16 protein-coding genes and 6 pseudogenes are annotated in these 23,066 nt (G+C 68.1%); 11 read left to right on the top strand and 11 right to left on the bottom strand.

Translation table 11 applies throughout. From position 1 onward, the window contains the following. Nucleotides 1-86: 86 nt before the first annotated feature. A complete protein-coding gene (locus AQI94_RS31640; protein WP_031048431.1) occupies nucleotides 87-1,442 on the bottom strand; it encodes a serine hydrolase domain-containing protein in 1,356 nt (451 codons plus the stop codon). Nucleotides 1,443-1,603: 161 nt separating this feature from the next. On the opposite strand from AQI94_RS31640, the gene AQI94_RS31635 reads away from it, so the two are divergent. After that, nucleotides 1,604-2,287, top strand: a complete 684-nt coding sequence (locus AQI94_RS31635) for a TetR/AcrR family transcriptional regulator (protein ID WP_031048429.1) — start codon at nucleotides 1,604-1,606, stop codon at nucleotides 2,285-2,287. Here the strand turns inward: AQI94_RS31635 and AQI94_RS45375 are convergent. Beyond that, nucleotides 2,236-3,300, bottom strand: a pseudogene (locus AQI94_RS45375) (transposase). The gene AQI94_RS31635 and the pseudogene AQI94_RS45375 overlap by 52 nt on opposite strands. 317 nt (nucleotides 3,301-3,617) lie before the next feature. Between AQI94_RS45375 and AQI94_RS31630 the strand changes: the two are divergent. Continuing rightward, nucleotides 3,618-3,998 carry a glycine cleavage system H protein gene (locus AQI94_RS31630; RefSeq protein WP_031048427.1) on the top strand — a complete coding sequence of 127 codons (381 nt, stop codon included), beginning with the start codon at nucleotides 3,618-3,620 and terminating at the stop codon, nucleotides 3,996-3,998. Nucleotides 3,999-4,477: 479 nt separating this feature from the next. Here AQI94_RS31630 and AQI94_RS31625 read toward each other — a convergent pair whose 3' ends face one another. The 3 genes from AQI94_RS31625 to AQI94_RS31615 all read right to left on the bottom strand — a co-directional run bounded on the left by AQI94_RS31625 (nucleotide 4,478) and on the right by AQI94_RS31615 (nucleotide 8,110). Continuing rightward, nucleotides 4,478-4,672: a ubiquitin-like domain-containing protein gene (locus AQI94_RS31625; RefSeq protein WP_158806289.1), complete on the bottom strand. Its 195-nt coding sequence runs from the start codon at nucleotides 4,670-4,672 to the stop codon at nucleotides 4,478-4,480. Between the two features lie 635 nt (nucleotides 4,673-5,307). Next, on the bottom strand, nucleotides 5,308-6,579 hold the full coding sequence (locus AQI94_RS31620; protein ID WP_078902789.1) for an aldehyde dehydrogenase family protein: 1,272 nt from the start codon (nucleotides 6,577-6,579) through the stop codon (nucleotides 5,308-5,310). Between the two features lie 592 nt (nucleotides 6,580-7,171). Further along, the gene (locus tag AQI94_RS31615; RefSeq protein ID WP_031048416.1) at nucleotides 7,172-8,110 is read right to left on the bottom strand and encodes an AraC family transcriptional regulator; all 939 of its coding nucleotides are present in this window, start codon (nucleotides 8,108-8,110) and stop codon (nucleotides 7,172-7,174) included. Between the two features lie 97 nt (nucleotides 8,111-8,207). On the opposite strand from AQI94_RS31615, the gene AQI94_RS31610 reads away from it, so the two are divergent. The 6 genes and pseudogenes from AQI94_RS31610 to AQI94_RS45920 all read left to right on the top strand — a co-directional run bounded on the left by AQI94_RS31610 (nucleotide 8,208) and on the right by AQI94_RS45920 (nucleotide 14,134). Next, on the top strand, nucleotides 8,208-8,987 hold the full coding sequence (locus AQI94_RS31610) for an MBL fold metallo-hydrolase (protein ID WP_031048413.1): 780 nt from the start codon (nucleotides 8,208-8,210) through the stop codon (nucleotides 8,985-8,987). A 133-nt stretch (nucleotides 8,988-9,120) separates the two neighbouring features. Further along, nucleotides 9,121-10,128, top strand: a complete 1,008-nt coding sequence (locus tag AQI94_RS31605) for an SMP-30/gluconolactonase/LRE family protein (protein WP_199814338.1) — start codon at nucleotides 9,121-9,123, stop codon at nucleotides 10,126-10,128. A gap of 38 nt (nucleotides 10,129-10,166) precedes the next feature. Beyond that, nucleotides 10,167-10,817, top strand: coding sequence for an NADPH-dependent F420 reductase (locus tag AQI94_RS31600; protein ID WP_031048407.1), 651 nt, complete (start codon nucleotides 10,167-10,169; stop codon nucleotides 10,815-10,817). Between the two features lie 98 nt (nucleotides 10,818-10,915). Further along, a pseudogene (locus AQI94_RS46615) lies at nucleotides 10,916-11,856 on the top strand (SMP-30/gluconolactonase/LRE family protein). A 123-nt stretch (nucleotides 11,857-11,979) separates the two neighbouring features. Next, nucleotides 11,980-13,254 carry a multidrug effflux MFS transporter gene (locus AQI94_RS31590; protein WP_037944268.1) on the top strand — a complete coding sequence of 425 codons (1,275 nt, stop codon included), beginning with the start codon at nucleotides 11,980-11,982 and terminating at the stop codon, nucleotides 13,252-13,254. Between the two features lie 409 nt (nucleotides 13,255-13,663). Continuing rightward, entirely contained in the window at nucleotides 13,664-14,134 is a 471-nt protein-coding gene (locus tag AQI94_RS45920) for an ATP-binding protein (RefSeq protein WP_225890310.1), read from the top strand. A 292-nt stretch (nucleotides 14,135-14,426) separates the two neighbouring features. Here AQI94_RS45920 and AQI94_RS31580 read toward each other — a convergent pair. From AQI94_RS31580 to AQI94_RS46610, 5 genes and pseudogenes are all read right to left on the bottom strand, one after another. After that, a pseudogene (locus tag AQI94_RS31580) lies at nucleotides 14,427-14,771 on the bottom strand (hypothetical protein); the annotation flags it as partial. A 275-nt stretch (nucleotides 14,772-15,046) separates the two neighbouring features. Further along, nucleotides 15,047-15,985 (bottom strand): annotated as a pseudogene (locus AQI94_RS45915) (PAS domain S-box protein); the annotation flags it as partial. A gap of 210 nt (nucleotides 15,986-16,195) precedes the next feature. Beyond that, nucleotides 16,196-16,828 (bottom strand): annotated as a pseudogene (locus tag AQI94_RS45910) (caspase family protein); the annotation flags it as partial. Further along, nucleotides 16,812-17,225, bottom strand: coding sequence for an effector-associated constant component EACC1 (locus tag AQI94_RS31570; RefSeq protein ID WP_158806409.1), 414 nt, complete (start codon nucleotides 17,223-17,225; stop codon nucleotides 16,812-16,814). The gene AQI94_RS31570 and the pseudogene AQI94_RS45910, both read right to left, overlap by 17 nt. A gap of 277 nt (nucleotides 17,226-17,502) precedes the next feature. After that, nucleotides 17,503-17,700: pseudogene (locus tag AQI94_RS46610) on the bottom strand (hypothetical protein); the annotation flags it as partial. A gap of 14 nt (nucleotides 17,701-17,714) precedes the next feature. On the opposite strand from AQI94_RS46610, the gene AQI94_RS31565 reads away from it, so the two are divergent. Continuing rightward, nucleotides 17,715-18,047 (top strand): hypothetical protein, encoded by a 333-nt coding sequence (locus AQI94_RS31565; RefSeq protein ID WP_158806410.1) that lies wholly within the window; start codon nucleotides 17,715-17,717, stop codon nucleotides 18,045-18,047. A 10-nt stretch (nucleotides 18,048-18,057) separates the two neighbouring features. Here the strand turns inward: AQI94_RS31565 and AQI94_RS31560 are convergent, their stop codons facing one another. Further along, the gene (locus AQI94_RS31560; RefSeq protein WP_031057160.1) at nucleotides 18,058-19,206 is read right to left on the bottom strand and encodes a serine hydrolase domain-containing protein; all 1,149 of its coding nucleotides are present in this window, start codon (nucleotides 19,204-19,206) and stop codon (nucleotides 18,058-18,060) included. Between the two features lie 781 nt (nucleotides 19,207-19,987). Between AQI94_RS31560 and AQI94_RS31555 the strand changes: the two genes are divergently transcribed. Together AQI94_RS31555 and AQI94_RS31550 are read left to right on the top strand one after the other, a co-directional pair. Further along, nucleotides 19,988-20,416, top strand: coding sequence for a DUF5959 family protein (locus tag AQI94_RS31555; RefSeq protein ID WP_031057163.1), 429 nt, complete (start codon nucleotides 19,988-19,990; stop codon nucleotides 20,414-20,416). Nucleotides 20,417-21,701: 1,285 nt separating this feature from the next. Further along, the gene (locus tag AQI94_RS31550) at nucleotides 21,702-22,475 is read left to right on the top strand and encodes a maleylpyruvate isomerase family mycothiol-dependent enzyme (protein WP_051832800.1); all 774 of its coding nucleotides are present in this window, start codon (nucleotides 21,702-21,704) and stop codon (nucleotides 22,473-22,475) included. Nucleotides 22,476-23,066: the final 591 nt, after the last annotated feature.

Raw genomic sequence — 23,066 nt, 5'->3', positions numbered from 1 at the left:
GCGCAGTGAGTAATTGTCAAATGTCGTGGACCTGGGCGAAGCTGTGCCAGCCTCGCCTGCGGTGCTCTCCCGGGGTTCTCAATGTGTCACTCGGAGGGTGTCGAGGAGACCCGGTTGAAGAACCGTCCGGCCATGTCGGCCCCGATGATGGCGCCGTCGGCATCGCGGGTGAGGAAACCGCGCTGGCCGATCAAGCCGCCGCCGGTGACGATGTACTCGTCGCCGCTCCCGGGGAGCAGGCCGAGGCTGGCCGGCGGCAGGTCCGCCGGCAGTTCCCTGTCGGCCGCCGCGCGGATCTCCGGCTTGATCCGGCATTCGACCGTCATCGTGTCGCCGTTGGTGTCGATGATCAGCGTCATGAATTCGTTCTCGTAGTGCCCGGTGATCTCCTGGGCGCGCTGCGGGTCGTACGGGAGCGGGTCGGGGTCGCGCTCGACTACGCCGAGGTAGTGATCGAGAGCCCAGCGGAGCACAGCCTGGTTGAACTCTAGGCCGTTGTCAGGCCCAGCGTTGGATGCCGCCACGACGGCGAAGTCCCGCTCCGGGACCAGCAGCAGGTTGGCGAACTGGCCGTTGGTCGATCCGCCGTGTCCGATGGTGCGCACGCCGTCCACGTCGCGCAGGAACCAGCCGAGGCCGATGGCGTCGCCGAGCGTGGAGCCGTGCAGCTCCACCGTCGGCTCCTGCATGCGCCGCGCCAGGTCACCGCCGCCGAGGTGGAACCGGGCCCAGCGCAACTGGTCGGAGACCGAGGACGCCAGGCCGCCGCCCGGGTTGTTGCCGCGCGTGTCCTTCCAAGTCCGGGCGACCTTGAGCGCCCCTTCGCTGAGGTTGTGGCCCACGGCGAACCGGCGGGTGGTGGCCTGTCCGGCGGTGAAGACGCTGTCGGTCATGCCGGCCTGTTCCAGGACGAGTGAGGCGACAGCGGCCTCATAGGTCTCGCCGGTGACGTTCTCGACGACCCGGCCGAGCAGGTTGTAGCCGAGCTGGCTGTAGGAGGCGCGGCTGCCGACTGGGCCGATCATCGCCACCTCGGCCATGTTGGTCACCTCGCGGGCCAGTGCGTCGTCTCCGTCTCCGCTGTCGAAGACCATCCGAGTGTCCAGCCCGGCGGTGTGGTTGAGCAGGTTCAGGATGGTGATCTGCGCGGCCGCGCCCTCATCGGGGAGGCGGAGTTCGGGAACGTAGCGGCGCACTGGCGCCTCCAGTTCGACCCGCCCCTGTTCGACCAGGCACATGATCGCGGTCGCCGTGTACGTCTTGGTGACCGAGCCCAGCACGAAGAGTGTGTCCCGGTCGACGGGCAGCGGGTTGTCGATGCTCGTCACGCCGTGGCAGACGGTCAGCTCCTGTCCGTGCGCCTGGACTCCCACCGCTGCACCAGGGATCCCGAGCTCCTTGGCCTTCTCCTCGACGAACTGCGCCAGCGCATCGTGTGACATCTCGATTCCCCCTCGATCGGTGTGGTTCACGCACGGCCCCAAACTGCCCATCGGGCGTCGCGGCAACTTGCACTGTGTTCAAGGGGGAGGCTAACGAAGGACTTGAACACTGTGCAAGTGGTTTCTTGAACGGTGTGCAAGTCGAGGGCTATCGTGAATCCATGCCCCGCAACACACTGACCCGCGAACAGATCCTCACTGCCGCCATCACCCTGCTGGACGCCGAAGGGCTTGAGGGCCTGAGCATGCGGGCACTGGGCCAGCGGCTGGGCTCGGCGGCCACCGCGGTCTACTGGCACGTGGGCAGCAAGGACAATCTCATCGCCCTCGCCGGCGACCAGCTGTGGCACGAAATCGCGCTGCCCGACCCTGACGGGGTCGGCTGGCGCACGGCGGCCACCGTCATGGCCAGCGACCTGTACGCAATGCTCACCCGCCACCCGTGGCTGCTGCAGTCCTTCGGCTCCCTCCTCATGTTCGGCCCCGGCAAGGCCCGCCACGACGACCACCTCCTCGCCATCTACGAAGCCGCGGGATTCGCCGGCCCCGCAGCCGACCAGGCCGCGGCCGCCGTTTTCACCTTCGTCCTCGGCAACGCCCTCGGCCCAGCCGCGACAGCCTCACTCACCCGCAAACTGCGGCGCGAAGGCAGCGGTGACGCCGAACAGGCCATCGGCGAAGCCCAGGCCGAGGCTCGCGAGATCGCCGCACAATTCCCTCGGCTGCGCGCCCGCCTCGATACCCACAGCGCCGACTACGGCGCGGCGCCCGACAACACTTTCCAAATCGGCCTTCAGGCCATCCTCGATGGGCTGGAGGCGCTGCAACGCGGGCCCACTCGGTGACCATCACGCGATTTTCGAGCAAGGGGCGCTCGGCCCACGGGTTCAACGGCGAGCACGAGGCGAAGGGCGGTGACCCTGCGGCCCAGGTGCCGCAGCACAGCGGACTGGGCCATGGTCTGATCTGGATCGGTGAGGACCTGCTTGACCAGAGCCGTCTCCTCAGCCGCCGGCGACCTGCACGAACTCGCGAAGGTGTGCAACGAAACGCAGGTACTCAGCCGACTCTTCCCGCGGGCGTCGTAGGGTCTCATGCGGCTTGGCCCTGACGCTCGATCAGGACACCGTTCTCGAACCTCGCTCCCGCGCGGACGAGGGCGACGAGCTGGGCCCCGGTTATCGCGCCAGCGGGTCTGGGTGGACTCGGCGAGCTTGAACACCATGGCCAGGGCCGCTGCGGGGCTGCCGGCTCCGCGGGTGACCCGGGTCCTCAACTTGACGGTGCTGAAGGTGGATTCGATCGGGTTCGTCGTCCCGAGGTGGACCCAGTGTTCGGCGGGGAAGTCGTAGAACGCCAGGAGTTCATCGGCTCGTCGGTGACCTTCTTCACCGCCTTGGGCCACTTCGCGCCGCAGGCGCGATCGAAGTCCTTGACGGCCTTCTCGGCGTGGTCACGGTCTTCGGCGTTGTAGATCTCCTGCAATGCCCTTCTTCGCTCCGGGCTGGGCCGACTCCGGAAGGGCGTTGACCACGTTCCGGGTTTTCTGAAACCAGCGCCTTTGGTGCCTGGCCTGCGGAAACACCTCCGCAAGAGCCCGCGACCGGCCCATCGCGCCGTCACCGACCACGAGCTCGGGGGCTCGCATGCCGCGCCGCCGGCAGTCACGTAGCAGGTCGGCCCGGGACTCGGTGGACTCGCGCAGTCCTTCGGCGAGCGCAATGAACTCCTTGCGGCCCTCGGTGCGCACTTCCCATGAGGACCAGGACGCAGGAGCCGGCCTGGCCGAGGCGGATCTTGGGGTGGACGCTGTAGTCGGATTCCGACAGGTCGCGGGCTTGGAAGACGGCGTGGCCATCGCTTTTCATTGCTTGGTCCGCCGGGTCACCGTGGCCGGCGAGAGCCCGGCCGAGCTGCCGAGGAACTGTTCCATGGCAGGCACGCCGTCGCCCGGAGGACAGTCCGTGCAGGTAGAGCAGGGGATGGACCTCGCTGATCTTCGGGGACTTACGGCACCAGGGGGCCAGGGGGCCAGGGGGCCAGGATCTTCAACGAGAACCGCTCGCGCTCGCCCGTGGCGGCGTCGACGCGCTTGTCGTTCACACGAGGCAAAGTGCGGCGGCCATGACACAGTGTCATAGTCGATCACACAGAGTCCCGCAGAGGAGCCGTGCCGTGTCGAATATTCCGGACAGCCTCATGTTCACCACGAACCACACATGGGTCCGCGACGAGGGCGGGCTCGTGACAGTCGGCCTGACTGACTACATCGTGCAGGATCTCTCGGACGTCGTGTTCGTAAAGGTGCCCGAGGAGGGCAGGACCGTCCGGGTCGGGGAGACCATCTGCGTTGTGGAGTCGACCGAGGCTACCCACGAGGTCTACTCCCCGTTCAGCGGTGAGGTAATCGGGACGAACGTAAGCCTCGAAGCGTATGCCGACTGGGTGAATCATTCCCCCTACGACCAAGGATGGTTGTTCAGAATCAAGCCGATGGATGGTGCCCCCACCCTCAACCTCCTCGCCGCCGCCGAATACGAGAGACTGGTCGGCTGACCACCCTGCCGCACAGCATCCGCCGCCCGACGCATCAGGTTCCAGCGCACTCTCCGTTGGGGCCGTCCCCAGCACGGCGAGCCGGTCGACTCTGGCGGGGCCGCGACGTACTCCAGCTCCATCCAGTCGCCAGCTGGCCCACGGAGTCCAGCAACTCAGCCAAGTCCCCAGAGCGACGTCATCCGCCGACCCGCTCTCCTTCCGGCCTAATCCGGCAGGCTGAGCCAGCGGCCTCGGGCCGCGCCCGCTGCGCGATCCGCACGCCGCGGAGTCCCTCGGTCGCAACGGCCTCGCATTGACCTCACGCCCGCCGACGTAGCCAGCCAGGGAACCCGCCCGGCGATCTTTCCGTGAACCTCAGCAAACCGTTCAGTCGACGTGCTGGCCGAGCATGATCGTTCTGGCCGGGATCTGCTGTACCCCAACTACTCCCCCGGACTCGTCGACGATGCTGACCAATCACGGTCGCGGCTCGCCAACTATCCGCTGACCGCCATGATCGCGTTGATGAGGTCGCCATCGTTCTCTTTCAAGGCCCTGACCGCCTTCGCTCTTGACGCACCAGTCTCATTCATGACCACTTCGATGTCCTTGGGGTCAACCCCGGTCTCGTCGACGGTGGCCTCGATCGTGTCGTCCTCAGGTTCAGGAACGTCTTCGAAATCTTCTGGCATGAAGTCCTCCAAGGAGCAACGAAGTACCGCTCAGCCCTTCCACTGGTCAGGCACCCTGAAACAGGTGCCCCAGCGTCACGGGCGCCGTTCCTTAGCCACTTTGCGTGAGTGCTCCAGCCGGCCCCGCCATGGGGTGCTGGGCTCGGTCGCTTGATGAGGCCGGCAGCGTCGGCGACTACGACCCCAGCGAGCTGAGGAGCTGAGCCCACCCGAGGCTCGCGTACGAATACCGCGGACTTGGATACATACCTGGTACCAGCTGCCCGCCCCGACCTCTCCCCTGCCGGCGTCCCCCGCCCGGCGTCACCGCCGCGCTGACTCCGGTGCAGCGCGGAGGCCCGCCCGCGCAGCAGCGGTGAGCGCGCCCGATGGACGGCCGCGTCCACGCCGCCCACCTCGCCCGTGCTGCTTTCGGGCGTGGCACCGGCGGGCACCGACGTCAACCGGGTGACCGGGCGGAACGGTTCGCCGGTGAAACCGTTCAGCCGGCCGGTCGACACGAGAACGTGATCGCTGACCGGCCCATCGCTGGGCCAGGGCGCGGGCACCACCTGGCAAGACACCCCGGCAGGACGGAACGACGAACCCTCAGGGCGTGTCACCCACCGAACGGCCGGTGTTCCGGCAGCCGGGGTCTAGCCGAACTTCTCTGCGCTGGGCACGACCACGTACTGCCGCAAGTACAGATCGCGGAAACTCACCGGTCCACGCGGACCTGGGACCCGGTCGATGTTGATACCGGTCTCTGGCAGTCGCAGCAGCTTGAAGCCGTCGAGAAGTCGCGTGGGAGAATTCCAGAAAACCCCGGAGCCGCCATAAGAGTCGATGAACCGGGCAGCGGCGGCCGGGTCGTCGGTCGCGATCGCGGCGGCCAGCCCGGACGTCTCCTCGTTCGCGATCCGCGCCGCGTCCGACGGACCGTCGGCGGCATCGATCGTCACAGTGGCCGCACGCTCCGAGTCGAGTGCCCACTCGAATCCGCGCGGATGGGTGTGCGGGGGAAGCGATGCGGTGATGCCCAGGCGGTGCAGGAGCTGAAGAATGCCGGGCAGCCGCTCTTCGTACACAGGCCGGTCGATGAGCAGCAGATTGAGGCGGTTGCACACACCCAGGCGGTCGAGGCTGTCGGTGATCAGCTGGTGCGCGGATTCTTCGATGGCGGCCGAGTCCACGTACAGAACTCCGCCGCCATCGGCATGGGCGAGGGTCCGCACACCGTGACGTGCACCTTCCTGGCCGAGGTTGCGGGTGCTGTCGCCGCTCCCCCGCAGGATGACCAGCGGGATCAGCTCGGGCAGGGCCACCAGCGCGAAAGCCGCCGAGCGGTCTTCGCTGGGCACCAGCTGGATGGCATCCGGATCCAGCCCCGCCTCGGCGAGCGCTGGTGCTATCACCAGATCCACCAGGGCTCGGGACGAGCCGAGCGCGGCCGAACCGGTGCGCAGCACACCCGCATTGCGCGACTTGAGGAGCTGAGACGCGATGTCGAGGGTGACGTTCGGACGAGCCTCGAAGTTGGCGCCGATGACCCCGACCGGACGCCTGCGCTCCACCAGGGTGAGGCCGTCGGGGCGCACCTCCACAACCCTGTCCCTCGGCTCGTGCGCGGTGTCCGCCAGCGTGCGCAGCTCCGCCGCCATTGCCTCCAACCGCGGCGCGGTCAGCCGCAGGCGATCCTGCAGCGCGGGCGACATGCCCGCGGAGACGGCAGCCGCGAGGTCCTTCTCGTTGGCGGCCATGAGAGCCGACCGCGCCGATCCCAGACGCTGGGCCATGCCACACAGAGCCGAGTCGATCCCGGCGTCCGAGGCGCCCATGAGAGCCGTGCCGCCCTTCTTGGCTCGGACGGCGCAGGCACGCACGACATCCAAGGAGGCAGGTGCTCGGTAGTCCTCGTCACTGGTCACGGGGTTCCTCTCACTGTCCGAATACCGCAGCAACCTGAGAGCATGGATCGTAGCATCGTTCAACAATCTTGCTCACGGTGCGGACCGGCGGTGCCGGGAAACGCAGGAACACGGCTCGGCATAGCTCGCGGGAGGACGACGGCGCCCGCTCCGCACCGCGCGCACCTGTGCGCCTTGTCGCTCGCGGGTGACCGAAAGCTCGGCGCGATGGCGATGTCGAGCGGGACACAGGACCGAGCCGACCGAATCGACGCGCCTATCTGACCGACCTCAAAGCCGAGCCGCGGCCCGACAGACCGGTGCTGACGGGGGCGGTGCTCGAGAAGCCGTGAGCACGATGCAGGAGGGCTCATGCACCCATGCGGCGCCGGGAGCCGGCTTGCGTGTCAGAACATGGAGCCGGTCCACCGGGCAGCTTCACCTTGGCTCGCTGTTCTCTTGTGGCAGCCGTCCCGACCGAATGAGGGTCGGGCGGTCGCGCTGCCCCTGGGTTGCGGCGAGCGGTGAGGAAGTAACCAGCGACACCCTGCTGTCGCTGATGGGATCCGGAGCCCTCTCCCACGACTTTCGACTTTTACTCCCAGGGCCGCTCTTACTGTTGTTGCTGGTGGGTTTGCCTAAAAGCACCAGGAGTTTCGCCGGCGTGGCGGGTGAAGAACTTGCCGAAGTTGGTGGGTTCGGGAAAGCCCAGGCGGCGGGCGATGGTCGCCACCGGTTCATCGGTGTGGGCGAGCAGGCGCTGACCTTCCAGGGCGACGCGTCCGTCGATGACGTGTTTGACGGGCTTCCCGGTGGCGGCCATGCAGGCGCGGGTGAGGGTCTTGACGGTGTAGCCGAGGCGGTGGGCGTAGTCGGCGGCGCGGCGGGTGGTGGCGTAGGAGCGTTCCAGCTCGGCGCGGAAGCGGGCGTACACCTCGCCGCCGGCGCGCGGGTCTCCCCCGCCGTCGGGGTGCGGCAGCCGGTCGATCTGCAACAGCACGGTGGCCAGCAGGAGTTGGAGGATCTCCGCCGAGACGGTGGGCTGCGGGCGGTCGTACTCGGCCCGCAGTTGGCCCAGCAGGGTCGACAGCCCCGCGTACGCGGGGCTCGCGCCGAGCTGCCAGCACGCTGACCCGTACCACTCGTTCACCAGCCGGTCGGCGCTGCTGGAGTGCGGGGGAAAGGCCGACGTGAACAGCAGATGCGTGCCGTTCGCGGTGCCGGGCCGGACGAAGCGCTGGACCTGGCCCGGGCGGACCCACAACAGGGTGCCGGGACGGACGGGGTAGGTCACGAAGTCGATCGCATGCTCCCCGCTGCCCTCCGTGATCAGGGTGAGGGTGTGGAAGTCCACCCGGTGGACGAGGTCGGGCCGCCGGCCCCGCCGCTTCCGTCGCTCGTGCAGGGTGGCGAGATCGATGATCTCGAAGCCCGGGACCCGTTCCGCGGGCGGGTTGAAGTCGAGGCGAAGGATGGCTCCGTCCGGAGCAGGGTCGGCGCCGCCAGGATCGCTGTAGAGCACCACGATCTCCAGATGTCCTCGATTTACCATGCCGCGTCTTCAGCGTATCTCGCCTGCCTGCGCTTTCGCGACGAAAGTGGAGGTCGTCAAGGCGGCGCAGGGCCGCCTCCACCTCCAGGAGTCCCTCATGAACGGCACGGTCACGGTCCTCGACAAGGGCGCGGTGCGCATCCACAGCTACATGTCCCCGGCGGACACCTTCCACACCACCACCCAGCTGGTCGAGACACCGGCCCGCGTCATCGCGATCGACGCCCAGTTGCTGCCCGCCTACGCCGACGAGGCCATCGCCTACGCCCAGGGGCTCGGCAAGCCGATCGACCGCCTCATCGTGACCCACGCCCACCCGGACCACTACAACGGTGCCGCCCGCTTCGGTGTCCCCGTCCACGCGCTGGCCCAGGTGCGCGAGCAGATCATCGCCCGCGGCGACAGCAACCTGCCCACCGGACAGGTCATCCCCCTCAGCGAGTTCACCCCGTCTGTGGCCATCATCCCTGGCACCGAGGTCATCGACGGCGTCCCTTTCGTCTTCGAGGCCGTTTCCGGTGGCGAGGCCGCCGACGAACTGCTCATCAAGCTGCCCGAGCAGGGCGTCCTGATCGCCCAGGACCTCGTCTACAACGATGTCCATCTCTACCTGGGCAACAACGACATCACCGGCTGGCAGCAGGCCGTCGACGCCCTGGCCGCCGAGTCCGGCTACGACACGATCCTCGCCGGCCACGGCGCCCCCACCGGCCCCGAGGTCTACCAGGACATCCGCCGCTACCTCGACGACGCCCGCGAGTTGCTCGGCGACGACGGCGACGCGTACAAGAAGGCGATCGTCGACAAGTACCCGGCCCATGTCGGCCCGTTCATCATCGACATCGCCAACCGCTCCCTCTTCCCGGCCGGCAACTGAGCGCAGCCGGCTTGTGCCGCCCGCGCCGCACGGATCCGGGGCACTCGGCGCGGACCGCGTCCTCTGCGCTCATGGCCCCACATTGTTGACCGCCCTCTTGGTCTGCTCACTTACTCACGCCCGGAGATCCGTCATGTCCCACAACCGCCTCTTCCGTCCCCGCGCCGCCGCCGTGGCCGTGGCCTCCCTCCTCGTCCTGGGCGGTACCGCCCCGGCTCTGGCCGCCTCCGGCGGCGATGCGCCCCACGCCGCCGCCCGGCATCACCGCGAACCGCTGCCCGCCAGCTACTCCATCCCCGGCGACAAGACCTACCCCGAGGGCATCGCACGCCAGGAGGGCACGCCCTTCTTCTACGTCGGCAGCACCAGCGACGGCACCATCTACCGCGGTGACGTCCACCAGAGTGCGACCCAGGTGTTCCTGCCCGGCGGCCAGGACGGGCGCGTCTCCGTCGCCGGCATGAAGACCGACCGGGCCGGACGGCTCATCGTCGCCGGCGGCGCCACCGGCAAGGTCTTCGTCTACGACACCCGCAGCCGCGCCCTGCTGCACGTGTTCGACACCGGCCGTACCGACACCTTCCTCAACGACGTGGCCCTCGCCCCCAACGGCGACGCCTACATCTCCGACTCGATCCACCCCGCGCTGTGGCACCTCACCGCCGCCGAGCTGAAGAGCAATCAGGTCCAGCAGCCGCTCCACATGGGCACGGACCTGAGCCACTCCCCGATGGTCTATGACGACGGTTTCAACGGCAACGGCCTGGTGGTCACCGGCGATGGCCGCTACGTCCTGCTTGCCGACTACAACGACTACGCCTTCTACCGCGTCGACCTGCGCACTCACCAGGTCGTCCCGATCGACCTCGCCGGCGCCAAGGGCGTCTCCGGCGACGGTCTGCTGCTGAAGGGCAACACCCTGACCGCCGTCACCGAACTCGACCACCCCGAGGGCCAGATCAGCGTCCTGAAGCTGAGCCACGACTACACCAAGGCCGAACTCGTGCGCACGGTCCACGGCCACGGCATGCACAGCCCCTCCACGGCCGCCGTCGACGGATGCGACCTGCTGATCGTCAACTTCCAGTTCCAGATCGCCGACCCGGTGCTCCCGTTCAACGTGGTGCGGGTCCACGTCTGACCGCGGTCAGACACAGCGCAGGAAAGGACACCACTCTCATGAAGATCACCATCGTGGGTGCCGGCAACATGGCCCGAGGCATCGCCACCCGGGCTCTGGCGGGCGGGCACACGGTCACCGTCACCGCCAAGGATCCCGGCAAGGCCGTACGACTCGTCGACGAACTGCGTGGGCAGGCGACCGGCGAAGGCTGGATCGCCGCCGCCGACGCATCTGCCGTGGACACCGCGGACATCGTGGTCCTCGCGGTCCCCTTCGACGCCGCCAAGCAGCTCGCCGCCGCCTACGGAGACCAACTGAGCGGCAAGGTGTTGGTAGACATCAGCAACCCCGTCGACGCCTCCCTCGACGCACTCGTCGTCGCCCCGGGCACCTCGGCCGCCGAAGAGATCGCCGAGGCCGCCGGACCGGACGTACGCGTCGTGAAAGCGTTCAACACCACGTTCGCCACGACCCTGATCGCCGGCGAGGTGAACGGCACCGCGCTCGACGTCTTCATCGCCGGTGACGACGAGGCCGCCCGTAAGCAGGTCGCCGACCTGGTCACCTCCGGCGGGCTGAACCCGGTTGACGTCGGCGCGCTCAGGCACGCCCGTGAGCTGGAGGGCTTCCAGCTGCTGCACATGGCTCTGCAGATCCGCGAGGTGGGCCACGGCTGGGCGAGCACGATCAAGATCGTCGCCCCCTGAGCCGTAGCCGTAGCACCCCATCGAGCCCCGCTGCCGGCCCGCGACCCCCACGGGCCGGCAGTGGACCGTCAGCAGAACCCCACCAGGAGAACCACCCCATGCGCGTCCGTACCTCCCTGATCACCCTCTCCGCGACCGCGGCCCTGCTGGCCTCCGCGACCACCGCAACCGCAGCGACCCAGCCCCTCTCGGCGCCGCACATCACCAACCACTTCCAGCTGGCGGCATCGCAGCAGCCCGAGAACATCACCGTCGACCGCACCGGGGCTGCGTACCTGACCTTCTCCTTCGCCCGGCAGATCGTCCGCGTCACTCCGGGCAGCCGGCCGCACGTCCTGGCCACACTGCCCGCCCCCGCCAAGGCGAACACCCCAACCTGGGCAAGGCGTTTGTCGGGGGCATCGCCCGCGCCGACGACGGCACCCTGTACGTCACCTACGCCACCGGTACCGCGGACCTCACCGGCGTCTGGGTCGTACGTCCCGGTGGCCGCCCGCACCGTATCGCCGCCCTGCCCGCCGACGGGTTGCCCAACGGCCTCGCCCTCGACCAGCACACCGACAAGCTCTACGTCACGGACTCCGTGCACGGCGTCATCTACCGCCTCCCCGCGTGCGGCGGAAAGGTCACCGTCTGGGCCAGGGGAACGCAGCTGGAGCCCACCACGTTCGCCGGCGCCAACGGCCTGAAGCTGCACCACGGTTCCGTCTGGGCCACCAACCTCGACCGAGGTACCGTCCTGCGTATCCCGGTCACCGCCAAGGGCACCGCCGGAAAGATCCAGGTCCGGGCCACCGGCATGCCGTTCATCGACGACTTCGCGTTCACCGGCCACGGCGACACCCTGCTCGCCGCCCGTGACGACAACCAGGTCGACCTCGTCCGCCCCGACGGCACCCACACCACCGTCCTCACCCCGGCCGACGGTCTTCAGACCCCCACGTCCGTCGCGGTCCACGGCACCAAGGTGTACGTCCCCAGCGCCGCCTACATGACCGGCGAGGACCCCAACCTGCTCATCGCCCGCCTCGGCCGCTGACGCGGCCGGCAGGACGCATCCCACCGCGCCGGTGCCGCGCCGATCGGCGCGGCACCGGCCCGCGCAGAACCGGCAGCACAGTGGTCCGCACGGCCCGCTCTCCCCGACAGCCCTGGAACCGACATGTCCGAACCCTCCCCCACCAGCAGCGCCGGGACAGCAGACACCCTCCACGCGCCGTCCCCGGACCGCCGTCCGCTCCGTCTGCCCCTCGTCCTGATCCTGGGCTCCCTGACCGCGCTCGGCCCGCTCACCATCGACCTCTATCTCCCTGCCCTCCCTCAGGTCAGCGGAGCTCTCCATGTCTCACAGACCGTCACCCAGCTCACCCTGACCGCCTTCATGATCGGGATCGCCCTGGGCCAGCTGGTCATCGGGCCCCTCAGCGACACCCTCGGCAGACGCCGCCCCCTCCTGACCGGCCTGACCGTGTACGTCGCGGCGAGCCTCCTGTGCGCCGTCGCCCCCAATCCCACGGTCCTCATCGGCATGCGCCTGGTCCAGGGCCTGGCGGGCGCCGCCGGCATCGTCATCGCCCGGGCCGTCGTCCGTGACCTGTACGACGGACTCGGCGCCGCCCGCCTGCTGTCCTCGCTGATGCTCGTCTCCGGCACCGCCCCGATCCTGGCCCCCGTGCTCGGCGCCCAACTGCTGCGCCTGACCTCCTGGCGCGGCGTGTTCGTCACCCTCACCGTCCTGGGCCTGGTCATCCTCACCGCCACCGCGACCCTGCTGACCGAGACCCTGCCGACCCACCAGCGCCGGCGCGGCGGGCTCCCCGACACCCTGCGCACCATGGGCGACCTCGCCAAAGACGGCCGCTTCTCGGGCTATCTGCTCACCGGCAGCCTCGGCTTCGCCGCCCTGTTCGCCTACATCGCCGGCTCCTCCTTCACCCTGCAAGAGGTGTACGGCGCCTCCCCGCAGACCTACAGCCTGCTCTTCGCACTGAACTCGGTCGGCATGGTCACCACCGGGCAGCTCAACGGCAAACTGCTCCTGGGCCGTTTCCCCTCTCATCGCATCCTGGGGGCGGGCCTGGCCGTACTCGCCACGGCGGGCACCGCCCTGGTCGTCCTGGCCACCCTCACGCACGTCGGCCTGCCCTGGATCGCCAGCGCGCTGTTCTTCACGGCCTGCCCGGTCGGCATGATCCTGCCCACCTCCACCGCCCTTTCCCTGCAGCGCGCCCCGCACGCAGCGGGCAGCGCCTCAGCGCTCCTGGGCACCGCACAGTTCCTCATGGGAGCTCTCGCGCCCGCCCTCACAGGTCTCGGCGACCAGGGCACCGCCCTGCCCATGGCCCTGTCGGTGCTCGCCTTCGCGCTGGCCGCGACGGTCTGCTTCCTGGCCCTCTGCCGCCCATGGCGTCCCACTTCGGACCCGCTGGCCCAGTAAGCCCGCGAACCAAGAATGCCGTCGCACCCGTTCGCGCATACGGACACCGTGCCGCGGCCAAGCCTCGCAGGTCGGCGATGCCTGCCGGGAGGTGAGCGACCAGCTGCTGGAAATCAACGCCCTGTACCTGTACCGACTCCGCGCGGCCCGGGGAGTACTCGGGCTGCGCAAGAAGTATGGCGACGCTCGGCTGGAAGCCTTCTGCAGAAGGGCGATCACGGTCAGCGCCCGAGCTACCGCACCGTCAAGGGGATCCTGATCGCCGGCACCGAAACCGATCCGGAACCGGAGACCGGCGACGCCGGGGCCGCGGCCTACCTGCACAGGACCGAGGTCCTTTTCGCCGCCACCGTCCCCACCCAGACGCCCGCGACGACCAGGACCGCGGTGACGCCGGGGAGACCACCCTATGAGCGTGATGACCACCTCCCTTCGTGACTCGCTCAAGACGCTGCAGCTGTCCGGGATGCTGGAAACCCTCGACGCCCGCCTCCCCCAGGCCCAGAAAGGCGAACTCGGCCACCTCGACTTCCTCCAGGTGCCAGGACGAGATCACCCGCCGCGAGTCCGTCGCTCTCGAACGGCGCCTGCGCAGAGCGAAGTTCGAGCAGCAAGCCACCCTGGAGGGCTTCGACTTCACCGCCTCTCGAAACTGCCCGCCGCCCAGATCCGTGACCTCGCGGCCCTGCGCTGGCTCCACTCCGGCGAGTCCGTCATTCTGTTCGGCCGGGTCGGCGTCGGAAAGACTCACGTCGCCCAGGCCCTCGGCCACCAAGCCGCCCGCCAGGGCGCCAACGCCCGCTTCGCCAAGGCCAGCCGCATCCTGGCCGAGCTCGCCGGCGGCCACGCGGACCGCATCTGGGACAAGCGCATGAGCTAACTCATCCGCCCCGATCTGCTGATCCTCGCCGACTTCGCGATGCGCAGGCTGACCGCACCGCAGGCCGACGACCTCTACGAACTCGTCTCCGAACGGCAAGGCCGGTCCCTGATCATCACCAGCAACCGGGCGCCCAGCGACTGGTACCGCGCTCTTTCCCAACCCAATCATCGCCGAGTCGCTGCTGGACCGGCTGATCAACTCCAGCCACCAGGTCATCATGAACGGCCCCAGCTACCGCCCTAACAAGCGCCCGAAGAACCCCAGCAACAGGAATTGACCCGCGGATCAACTACCCGTGCAGCCAGACCCGCAGCGGACCGGCCGCCTCGAAGCCATGGCGGATAGCGGCATCCAGGTCCGCGCCGTGCTCATAGCCCACTACGGGCAGGGTCGGAAACAGCCGGCGCACTGCGTTCAGCACCACCGGCCAGGCCCGGTCAACGCCGCCCTCCACCGCGAAGACGTTGGAGATTCCGACCACATGGTGGTTGCGGCTCGCCACCGCCTCGACAGTCACCAGGCCGTCAGCGGAGTGTCCGACGAGCACGGACGTGGCCGGGTCAACGAGCAATTCGGGCCGGAAGAGGTCCACGTTGCCGTTCCCGTCATCCCGGGCAAGGGCCCAGTCCCGCAGTCCTGGACGCTCTGCTCGAACAGGTCTCCGACTACGTGCCGGGCGACCTCAGCGCGGAGGCCGCACTCGCCGACCGTCCCGGCGCCCTGCAAGGGGTCGTAGAGACGTGCTCTGCCTCCCTGTCGGCAGAAGGCCCTTGTGGCCCACGCCGTCGACTGACCCGCTCGTCATGCCGACCGTCCTACCCCGGCGCTTGGGTGAACAGAAAGGGACCCCCACCGGCGCCGCCCGAGAGATCACGTCAGATCGGTGCCTCAGGAACGGTGCCAGTTCGGTTCCTCAATGTCGTGCACGTGGACCAGGAGGAGATCCGGTGCGGAGGTGTTGTCGGGGATGACGCTGTTCCGCAGCGAGACCCACACGTACGTGCCATCACGGCGGGTGAGCCGCAGCTCTGCTCTGCCACCTCTGACGGGTGTGGCCAGCAAGATGTTCCCGTCCTCGGGATGGACGAGGTCGGAGAATGTGTAGCGGCGCATTTCCGTGGCCGGTCTGTCCAGCAGGTAGCACAGAGCCTCGTTCGTGCGTACGACCCTGCCGGGCTGTTCGTCGTGCAGCTCGGTCAGCGCCATGCCCGAGGGTGCATACTCGAAGGCTTCCCGGAAGGATGCCTCGCTGGCGCGAAGTGCCTGCTGCTCGCGTTCCAGTCGCGCCAGCGCGCGTTTCATGTTCGCCTTCATTTGGGCGTTGGCGATGGCAACCGAGGCATGGGCGGCATACATCTGGAGCGCTTCTCTCCCCCAAGCACCTGGGCGACGTCCGTTGCGCGGCCGGTCAACGGAGATAACACCGATAAGGTCCTGCCTCCTCTTGCTGCCCGCGGAGTACAGAGGCGCGAAGAGCCGGTCACTGGGATGCCACTCGTCTTCGAACCTCGGCACTGGCCCGTCGGTGTACCACTGCGGGACGTCGTCGTCATCGAGCACATGACCCTCTGTGTGAGGGATGAACCGCAGATCGCCCCACGCCTCTCCCATCGAGAGACGGCGGTCCCACGACGCACGTGAGCCAACCCTGCCCGTGATCAGAGCCTCGGCTCTTTCGTTGCCTGCGAAGGCCGCGACAACGAGATCTCCGTCCGGCCGTACAAGGTTGAGGGCGGCGAGTTCGTAGCCCAAGCCAGCGACGACCCCAACTGTGACCATCTGCAGAGTGTCGGCGAGGCTCTGGGCGGGCGAGAGTTGCTGAATCAGTTGGTCCAGCAAGCTCCGCAAAGAAGCGAGACGGACGTAGGGCTCGGACTGCGTGGCGTCTGCCGACGCATTGGTGCTGGTCTCATGGCTGGCCGTCCATGTACTCCAGCTCGGCCTTGACGCCGTCGGTAACGGCTCGTACGCCACGTTGCGAAAAAACGGTGCTGTGCCCAGGCTGTTACGGCACAGACGGTGGGGCTCGGGTCTCCCCCTCAGCCCTAGTTCGAGGCGCAGCTTCGTGTAGACCGTGTCGAGGTCGAGGAACTCGCCGCCCTCCAAAACCCCGTTGCTGATGCACTTGATCAGTTCGCCGGTGAACGCCGTGTACTGCTCTCCCGGAGGCGCGATTGCTACGGCGTTCTCGGCGGACGCAGTGAGCACGTAGGTGCCTTCGACTTCGAGGGCAGCGCTGGCGTTGGCCGATTGCACACCGAAGGCCCGTGCGCTGTAGCAGCAGTCGATCACGGCGATCTTCCGGGCGGCAGGGCTCTGCTCGATCGAGCGCCGGATCCAGTCGTAGGGTGCCGCCGTGTCATGAACCGACATCCAGTCGCTGTCCCCGACGGCCAGGTGCAACTCGCCTGTTCTAGGTTCAATGAGCCCATGGCCCGCGTAGTAGACGACCAGAGTATCTGTTGCCTCCTGGGCTGCCTCGGCCACTGGTCTGGACAGCTGCCGCGGGGTCTGGGGGTTCAGCACCACTCGGCAGTGGGCGGGTGGGAGTCCCCAAATTTCCTGTTGAGTGAAGAGACTCGCAAGTCCTTCCGCGCTGTCGGCTACGGCGGGCAGGCTGTCGAGCGTTTCGTAGTACCCGGCGCCTATGAGTATCGCTCGTGAGGCGGAGGGATCAGGCGGAGAGGCCAACGCGCCCTCCGGAACCGTCGGAGTCGTCCGGCCCGCGGGTGCCGCCGGAGTCGTCGGCCAACGATTCGATGAGACGCCGGGCCTCTTCGGCAGAAGAGTCCGAGATCGTGATCGTCAGTCCGTCAGGGCGGTTCACGATCACGGACGGACGGTGTGGGCGTGTCGCGCGCCAGGAGACCACGGACATGGCGAGCGATGCGGCGCTGAAACCAGAGCTCACCATGAGCGACACGAGGTCAAGCGCGCCGCCCTGAGCTCCTGGTGTCAGAACTTGTGAAGCGCCAAGCATCGGCTTCGCATGACGGCGGGCTACTGGGTCTGCCATCAGCCACATGTGCAGCGACCGCAGCTCGGCTTCTGGCACCTGCACGTCTAGGAACCCAAGCGTCAACTGCACCAGCAGCCCCTCCTTGTCTCCCGTGCCCCTGCGCACAGACCACTTCCAGGGAGACTACCGTTCGTCCTGCTGTAACTCACCTCGGCATACGGCAAGTTCGCGGTCGGCCGAGGGGTTCCTCCACTCATGCAGCGCACCGTTGATCAGCCGTTGTTCCTGCTGAGACATGTCATCATCCGGCTCGCGGCTGCGGTCGGGCCACAGTTCCTCGTCCAATGCCCAAGAGCAGTGATGATCGCGCCCAACGTGTCGGCCTGGTAGCTCGCTTGTTGGGGTATCAACGCCACGACTGCAGGTGGCGACGCGGCCTGGTCAGTGGTCCTGGCCTGAGTTCTTCGGTGCCCTGGGCTAGCAGGCGACTGCCACGTTCCCTGTTCTCGGCGACATCTGCCGCCGAGTCGCGCCGGCTCCACCGGATACAACCGTCATGGATCCAGTAGTGCGACTGGCGAGAGAGCGCCCAGTTGCCGATCGAGGGAGATGGAACGGGTGTGGACGCCGGACGAGGAGACCGACGAGGCGTGTGACGCCGCCTATGACAAGGGGTGCGTGACGATCGGCGGCCGTCGACTCCATACGCGCGATCTCGACGCCTGCACCGTCACCGCCTACGAACTCGCCGACCTCGCTGACCAGGACGAGGAGTTCGACCCCAATGGCATGGAGAGCGAAGACCGCCTCGTCCGCGGTGACCTGGACGTCGCGCTGGCCTGGGCTGCCGCCGGCGTCTGCGTCGTGCAGCAGTTACTCCCCTACCCCTTCGGCGACGTCTTGCCGTACGGCCCCATCGGCAACCAGCCCGCTCATTCCGGGCGTGCGTGAGATGCGTGCGTCAGGCGTCCGCCGCGTACCGCCAGAACTCCCTGGTCACCGGTGCCGGCACGGGGCCCATCGCTGCTACCTGAGTCAGCAGGATGGTGACTGTACCCGTGGCCGGGATGACGTGCGCCGCTGTGCCCGTGCCGCCGACCCAGCCGTAACGGCCGGGCGTATTCCACGGGTTGGTCCGGTCGATGTCAACCGAGCCGCCGAAGCCCCAGCCCTGGCCCTCCAGGAACAGTCGGCCGATGTCGCGCTGCGCCGGATTCGTATGGTCGGTGGTCATCATGCGCACGGAGTCGGCCGACAGCACCCGGCGGCCGTCGGCCGACACCCCGCCGGCCAGCAGCATCCGGCAGAAGGCCAGCCAGTCGTCGGCGGTCGAGGCCAGCCCGCCGTTGCCGAGCGGTAGCGCGGGCAGGCTGCTCCACTCGCCGTCCGGTCCGTCGGCCAGCTCCAGGCTGCCGTCGTCGCCTGGCCTGTAGAAGCTGGTGAACCGGCTCCGCTTGGCGGCAGGCACCTCGAAACCGGTGTCCATCATGCCCAGCGGCCCGAAGATCCGCTCCGCCAGGAACTCCGGCAGCGGCTGTCCGGTGACCCGCGAAATCAGTACCCCCTGCAGGACGGAGCAGGTGTCGTACAGCCAGGCGGCGCCTGGCTGGTACAGCAGCGGGATGCGGCCAAGAGCTGCCATCCACTCGTCGGCCGGCGGGAAGTTGCTCGGCACCCGGCCGTCCTTTTGCACCGTGAACAACTCCTGCACCACCGGCAGTGTGAAGTCGGAGGGGAATCCGCACCCGGCCTGGGAGGCCAGCACGTCGAATACGGTGATGGGCCGGTCGGCCGGCACCACTTCGTCCACCGGGCTCGCCGGTGTGCGTACGACCACCGGCTTCCCCAGCTCCGGCAGCCACACCCCGATCGGGTCGTCCAGTGCGATCCTGCCCTCCTCCACGAGGACCAGCAGTGCGGCGGCGGTGACGGACTTGGTGATCGAGGCGACCCGGAAGATGGAGTCCCTCGCCATCGGGGCGCCGTCGCCGGCGTCCTGCGCGCCTACGGCCGCCACCTCGACTTGGTCGCCCTGGGCCACGAGGCCAACCGCTCCCGGCAGCGTACCGGCACCGACGTGGGTTTCGAGCAAGTCGTGCAGGGTCGTCATGAGGCCGCCTTCCAGAAGATTGCTGTCGAAAGACAGACTCCCGCACAGGCCAAAAATCATCGGCGTCGACAGGTCTGGCGGTCGGAGCCTCGTCACGGAACGTCTCAAGAGGACCAGATCATGACCGTGTTAGGAGCTCTCAGGCTCGTAGGCGGTCGCGCAGGTCCTGGTCGGCACGAGCGCGGTGAAGTGCAACTGCCGGGTTCTCGGGCCACGGTCACGAAGGCTTCGCCACCAGTCGGTTCCTAGTCTGGGAACCGGGCGCGACCACCCATACCGACGACAGCGACGTACCGCAGTTCACCGGGAAACTTCGCGCTCCCTCACTGGACGCACACGCTCCGGAGGGTCGCGTTCCAGCAGGTCAGCGAATCCGTCGGTTGGCCGGTGAAGGATTCTGACGCGGCGGGCCGCTCCGCTCCTTGTAGCGTCCGGTCTCCGGCCAGGTCGCTGACCACCGCCCTGTTCACCCGAAAAGCCCTGGCTTGGCCGGCCCCAGGTCCTCATGGAGACGAACGAACCGCACGGTGCGGCGCCGGGTGGTGCCCACCTCCGGCCACCGTGTGATCGTGATGACGTCGGCCGCTGCGGTGACGAAGGGACCCGGGTCACGCGGGCTCGCTCGCCACTTTGCTTTTGGGTTTTTTCTTGTCTCTGCGCTTGGGCATCTAAGCAGCCAGTCGCAGTCCTGGCGGTCGACGCCTACTCCTAGCAAAATTGAGATGAAGGATGCCCTCAGGCCGAGGGAGGATTGCTCAGTACTCGCCGACGAAAGGCAGTCATGGGCGGCAGTCCCCCGAGGGAGCTCATCTCGCTTGCTGATGACGAGGGCAACAGTGTCTCGATCAACGTTCTGGGACGTAGTCCCGGGTGGAGCGCCGGGCTCGACGCGGAGATCGTCGTCAAGACGCCTTTCGTGTCCGGACGTGTCGACCTGGCGTTGTATGTTGCGAGGTTGGAGAGCTGGGCCGCGGCACTGGACCGGCTTGAGGCCGGCGAAGATGTGGCCTGGATGGACATGAACAGAGGACCGTCCCTCTTCATCCAACTCACCGGCGAGCGCGGCTGCCCGGAGGTGGTCGTGGAGGACGAGTCTGGGTCCATGGTCAGCGTGCGGATCCCGCTCGTCCCGCCGAACGGCTGGATTGCCGACCACCGCGAGCGTCTACGCCACGTCATGGATTACTGGGTTCCCATGCTGTCAGGGTAAGGCGGCACGTCGCGGCCGGCAGGTGAGGGTGCATCCGAGGGGCAGGAAGGCTTCGTGGATGTCGTCGCGGATCTCCCAGCGAATGCACAGGCGGCAGAACCGGTGGTGCAGGTGGGCGACCGCATCCTCCACGACACAACGGATGCAGTAGCCAAGCAGCCGAGGGGGCACGCTAACCACGCCGAGCCGAGCCTCACGAGGGCCGTGACCGATGGGGCGAAGAACTGATCTGCGGTGCCGCCTCGCGTCGTTGCCGGCCTCCTGCCGTGCTGCCGGTCCGAGGAGGATCATCGCGGGTCGCCGCCATACAGGCCGCATCGGGGTGTGGACAGGGCCACCGGGCAGCTTGCCCCGCTCGGCGTCGCGCCCGGCCTCGCCGTCGCGCGCGAGCCGCACCCGAGGGCGCCCGATCCCCTCGCTCGCCACCCGGAGCCTGTCCCACCCACCAGCGCCGTCTGCACCACACCGCATGGCATGGACGCACACGAGATCCGTCCATGTCCGCTGGACGCGTGCCAGATGACGCACGAGGCGGCATGGCTTCGGTCATGTTCAGCGGCAGCAGTGGTGCATGCATCCGGGGGCAGCTGTTGATCGCCTCCTCGTGAGATGTTCGCGAGTTGTGACGGCACCGCCCCGTGCCGTCGCCGCGTGGAGTGAATAATCCGCTGTGCTCCGACCAGCAGCGTCCGTAGGGTTCCTGCATGGGATGAGAGTGAGAGGGCCGTGCAAGTGGCCATCGATGCGGGGGATGCGGCTTCTCGATCCCGACGTACGCGCTTCGCAGGACCGTGTCCTGGAGCTCTTGGACCCGCAGTGGACCGAGATCGGGGCTTCCGGACGCCGGTGGGATGTCGAGTCGGTCCTCACGGTGACAAGCAGCGGCTCGGTGTCCGCGGAGTCTCCGGTCAAGGTAAGTGCAATGTTTGGAGTGGTCCTCGCTCCGTGTGTCGTTCATCTGACGCACTTCGCCGAGAACCAGGGTCGCCGGGCATGGCGGAGTTCTTTGTGGCGTCTGACGAGAACGGGCTGGCGGGATGTGCTTCCACCAGGGCGCTTCGACCGGCTGAGCGGGGCCCAGGTTCACGACCGCCCGACTGCGTCGATGTCAGCGACTCGTCGACGCCGACCGCTGCGAAAGGCCGTCATCCGGCTTCGCAGTGCGCTTCCCTGACAGCGCAGCCGGTTCAGGGCGAACTTCGGCAGGAGATCCGCGAACTTGCCCTCCGGTCAGCAACCGACACGACTCTGGACAGCCGATCCAAGCGCAGACATGATCGCGCCCATGACACCCGAGGATGCCATCGTCGCCACAGCCGACCGGATCGCGGAACTGCTGGCGGCAGGGGCGGACCCACAGACGCCGCTGCTGGGCGCACAGTGGACGGTGGGAGAGGCGGCGGCGCACCTCGCCCTGGCAGGGAAGCTGATGGCGGACATCGGCGGGGGTGAGGCGCGCCCCTACGGCGATGGGACGCCGAGCGGCCTCGCTGCGGCCAACCGTGCCGCACTGACCGCCTTCCCGCAGCGGGACCCGGTGCTCCTCGGCGCCAAGATCGCGGACACGGCGCGAACCTTCGTCACGGCCGCGGCCGCCCGCAGTCCGCGGGATGCGGTGCTGACTCCGATGGGGCCGATGGACGTCGCCACCCTGGGCTCGTACCTGCTCACCCACCTGCTCGGGCACGGATACGACATCGCGATCGCGCTGCGCGGGCGGCACATGGTCACTCGGGAAATGGTCGCGTTCACGCTGCCCTTCATGCGACTGGCCATGCCGCGCGTGGTGAACGCCGACGCAGCTGACCACCAGGCGTGCTATCTGTTGCGGATCGGCCGCGACCGCTTCGCCGTCGCCTTCGCGAACGGCGTGCCGACGGTCACCGACGCCCCGCCCCGGCGGCCCGACTGCACGATAGCCATCGACCCCGTCGCCTTCCTCCTCCTCGCCCTGGGCCGCTGGACCGCCCCCGCCGCCATGGCCCGCGCCAAGGTCGTCGTCTGGGGCCGCAAACCGTGGCTTGGCCTACGCTTCCCACTGCTTTTCACAGCGCCATAGACAACCGCGCACACTCCCACCGGCCGGCCTCTACGACCCGCCATCCCACGAACGTGACGAGCGGATTCGGCAGGGCCGCTCAGGCTGGGAACATCGCCCTGCCCCGCAATTCACGGCCGGTTCATCCCGGGGAGGAACCCGCGGACGGCACGCCGCCCCGGAACAGGCGCGGGGAAAGCGCGCTGATCTGGCTGAACCGGCTGACCCCGCACTGGAACGCACCCGGCCCTGTCAGCGGGCCACGCAAAAATGACGGCGCCGCACGTGATACGTGAGGTGATGGCCTGCATCGACATACCTTCTGGGAGGCGGGGGTCGATGTCGTCACGGACAGGTTCACCGGCACACGTCCGGCTGCTCGTCGCGGGTATCCGATGGCGTGTGGGTATGGCGCGCGGACTTTGCGCACTATCTGGAGGCGTATCACGTCCTGTTGCCCGCACCTTTCGTTGCCCGTGTTCGAGGGCTGCGCCACCAAATGCCGGATCTGGTCGGTGCGGATTTCGCACCGCTCTTCCACGAGATCGTCCTCGGGTTTGGCTGGACGGATGTCGAGCCGTGGGACGCAGAGTCGGTCCTGCAGCCGCGACC

It is taken from the genome of Streptomyces pseudovenezuelae, from assembly GCF_001513955.1.
Lineage (GTDB): Bacteria > Actinomycetota > Actinomycetes > Streptomycetales > Streptomycetaceae > Streptomyces > Streptomyces pseudovenezuelae.
The sequence above is the reverse complement of the archived record's forward strand: the minus strand, read 5'-3'. Positions and strand labels throughout refer to the sequence as shown.

What these genes read in the sequence shown, in the direction of transcription:
- AQI94_RS31635 (WP_031048429.1), top strand. Translation starts at nt 1,604, where the DNA reads ATGCCCCGCAACACACTGACCCGCGAACAGATCCTCACTGCCGCCATC.
- AQI94_RS31550 (WP_051832800.1), top strand. Translation starts at nt 21,702, where the DNA reads ATGACACCCGAGGATGCCATCGTCGCCACAGCCGACCGGATCGCGGAA.
- AQI94_RS45920 (WP_225890310.1), top strand. Translation starts at nt 13,664, where the DNA reads ATGAGCGTGATGACCACCTCCCTTCGTGACTCGCTCAAGACGCTGCAG.
- AQI94_RS31560 (WP_031057160.1), bottom strand. Translation starts at nt 19,206, where the DNA reads ATGACGACCCTGCACGACTTGCTCGAAACCCACGTCGGTGCCGGTACG.
- AQI94_RS31605 (WP_199814338.1), top strand. Translation starts at nt 9,121, where the DNA reads ATGTCCCACAACCGCCTCTTCCGTCCCCGCGCCGCCGCCGTGGCCGTG.
- AQI94_RS31555 (WP_031057163.1), top strand. Translation starts at nt 19,988, where the DNA reads ATGGGCGGCAGTCCCCCGAGGGAGCTCATCTCGCTTGCTGATGACGAG.
- AQI94_RS31590 (WP_037944268.1), top strand. Translation starts at nt 11,980, where the DNA reads ATGTCCGAACCCTCCCCCACCAGCAGCGCCGGGACAGCAGACACCCTC.
- AQI94_RS31640 (WP_031048431.1), bottom strand. Translation starts at nt 1,442, where the DNA reads ATGTCACACGATGCGCTGGCGCAGTTCGTCGAGGAGAAGGCCAAGGAG.
- AQI94_RS31625 (WP_158806289.1), bottom strand. Translation starts at nt 4,672, where the DNA reads ATGCCAGAAGATTTCGAAGACGTTCCTGAACCTGAGGACGACACGATC.
- AQI94_RS31610 (WP_031048413.1), top strand. Translation starts at nt 8,208, where the DNA reads ATGAACGGCACGGTCACGGTCCTCGACAAGGGCGCGGTGCGCATCCAC.
- AQI94_RS31600 (WP_031048407.1), top strand. Translation starts at nt 10,167, where the DNA reads ATGAAGATCACCATCGTGGGTGCCGGCAACATGGCCCGAGGCATCGCC.
- AQI94_RS31615 (WP_031048416.1), bottom strand. Translation starts at nt 8,110, where the DNA reads ATGGTAAATCGAGGACATCTGGAGATCGTGGTGCTCTACAGCGATCCT.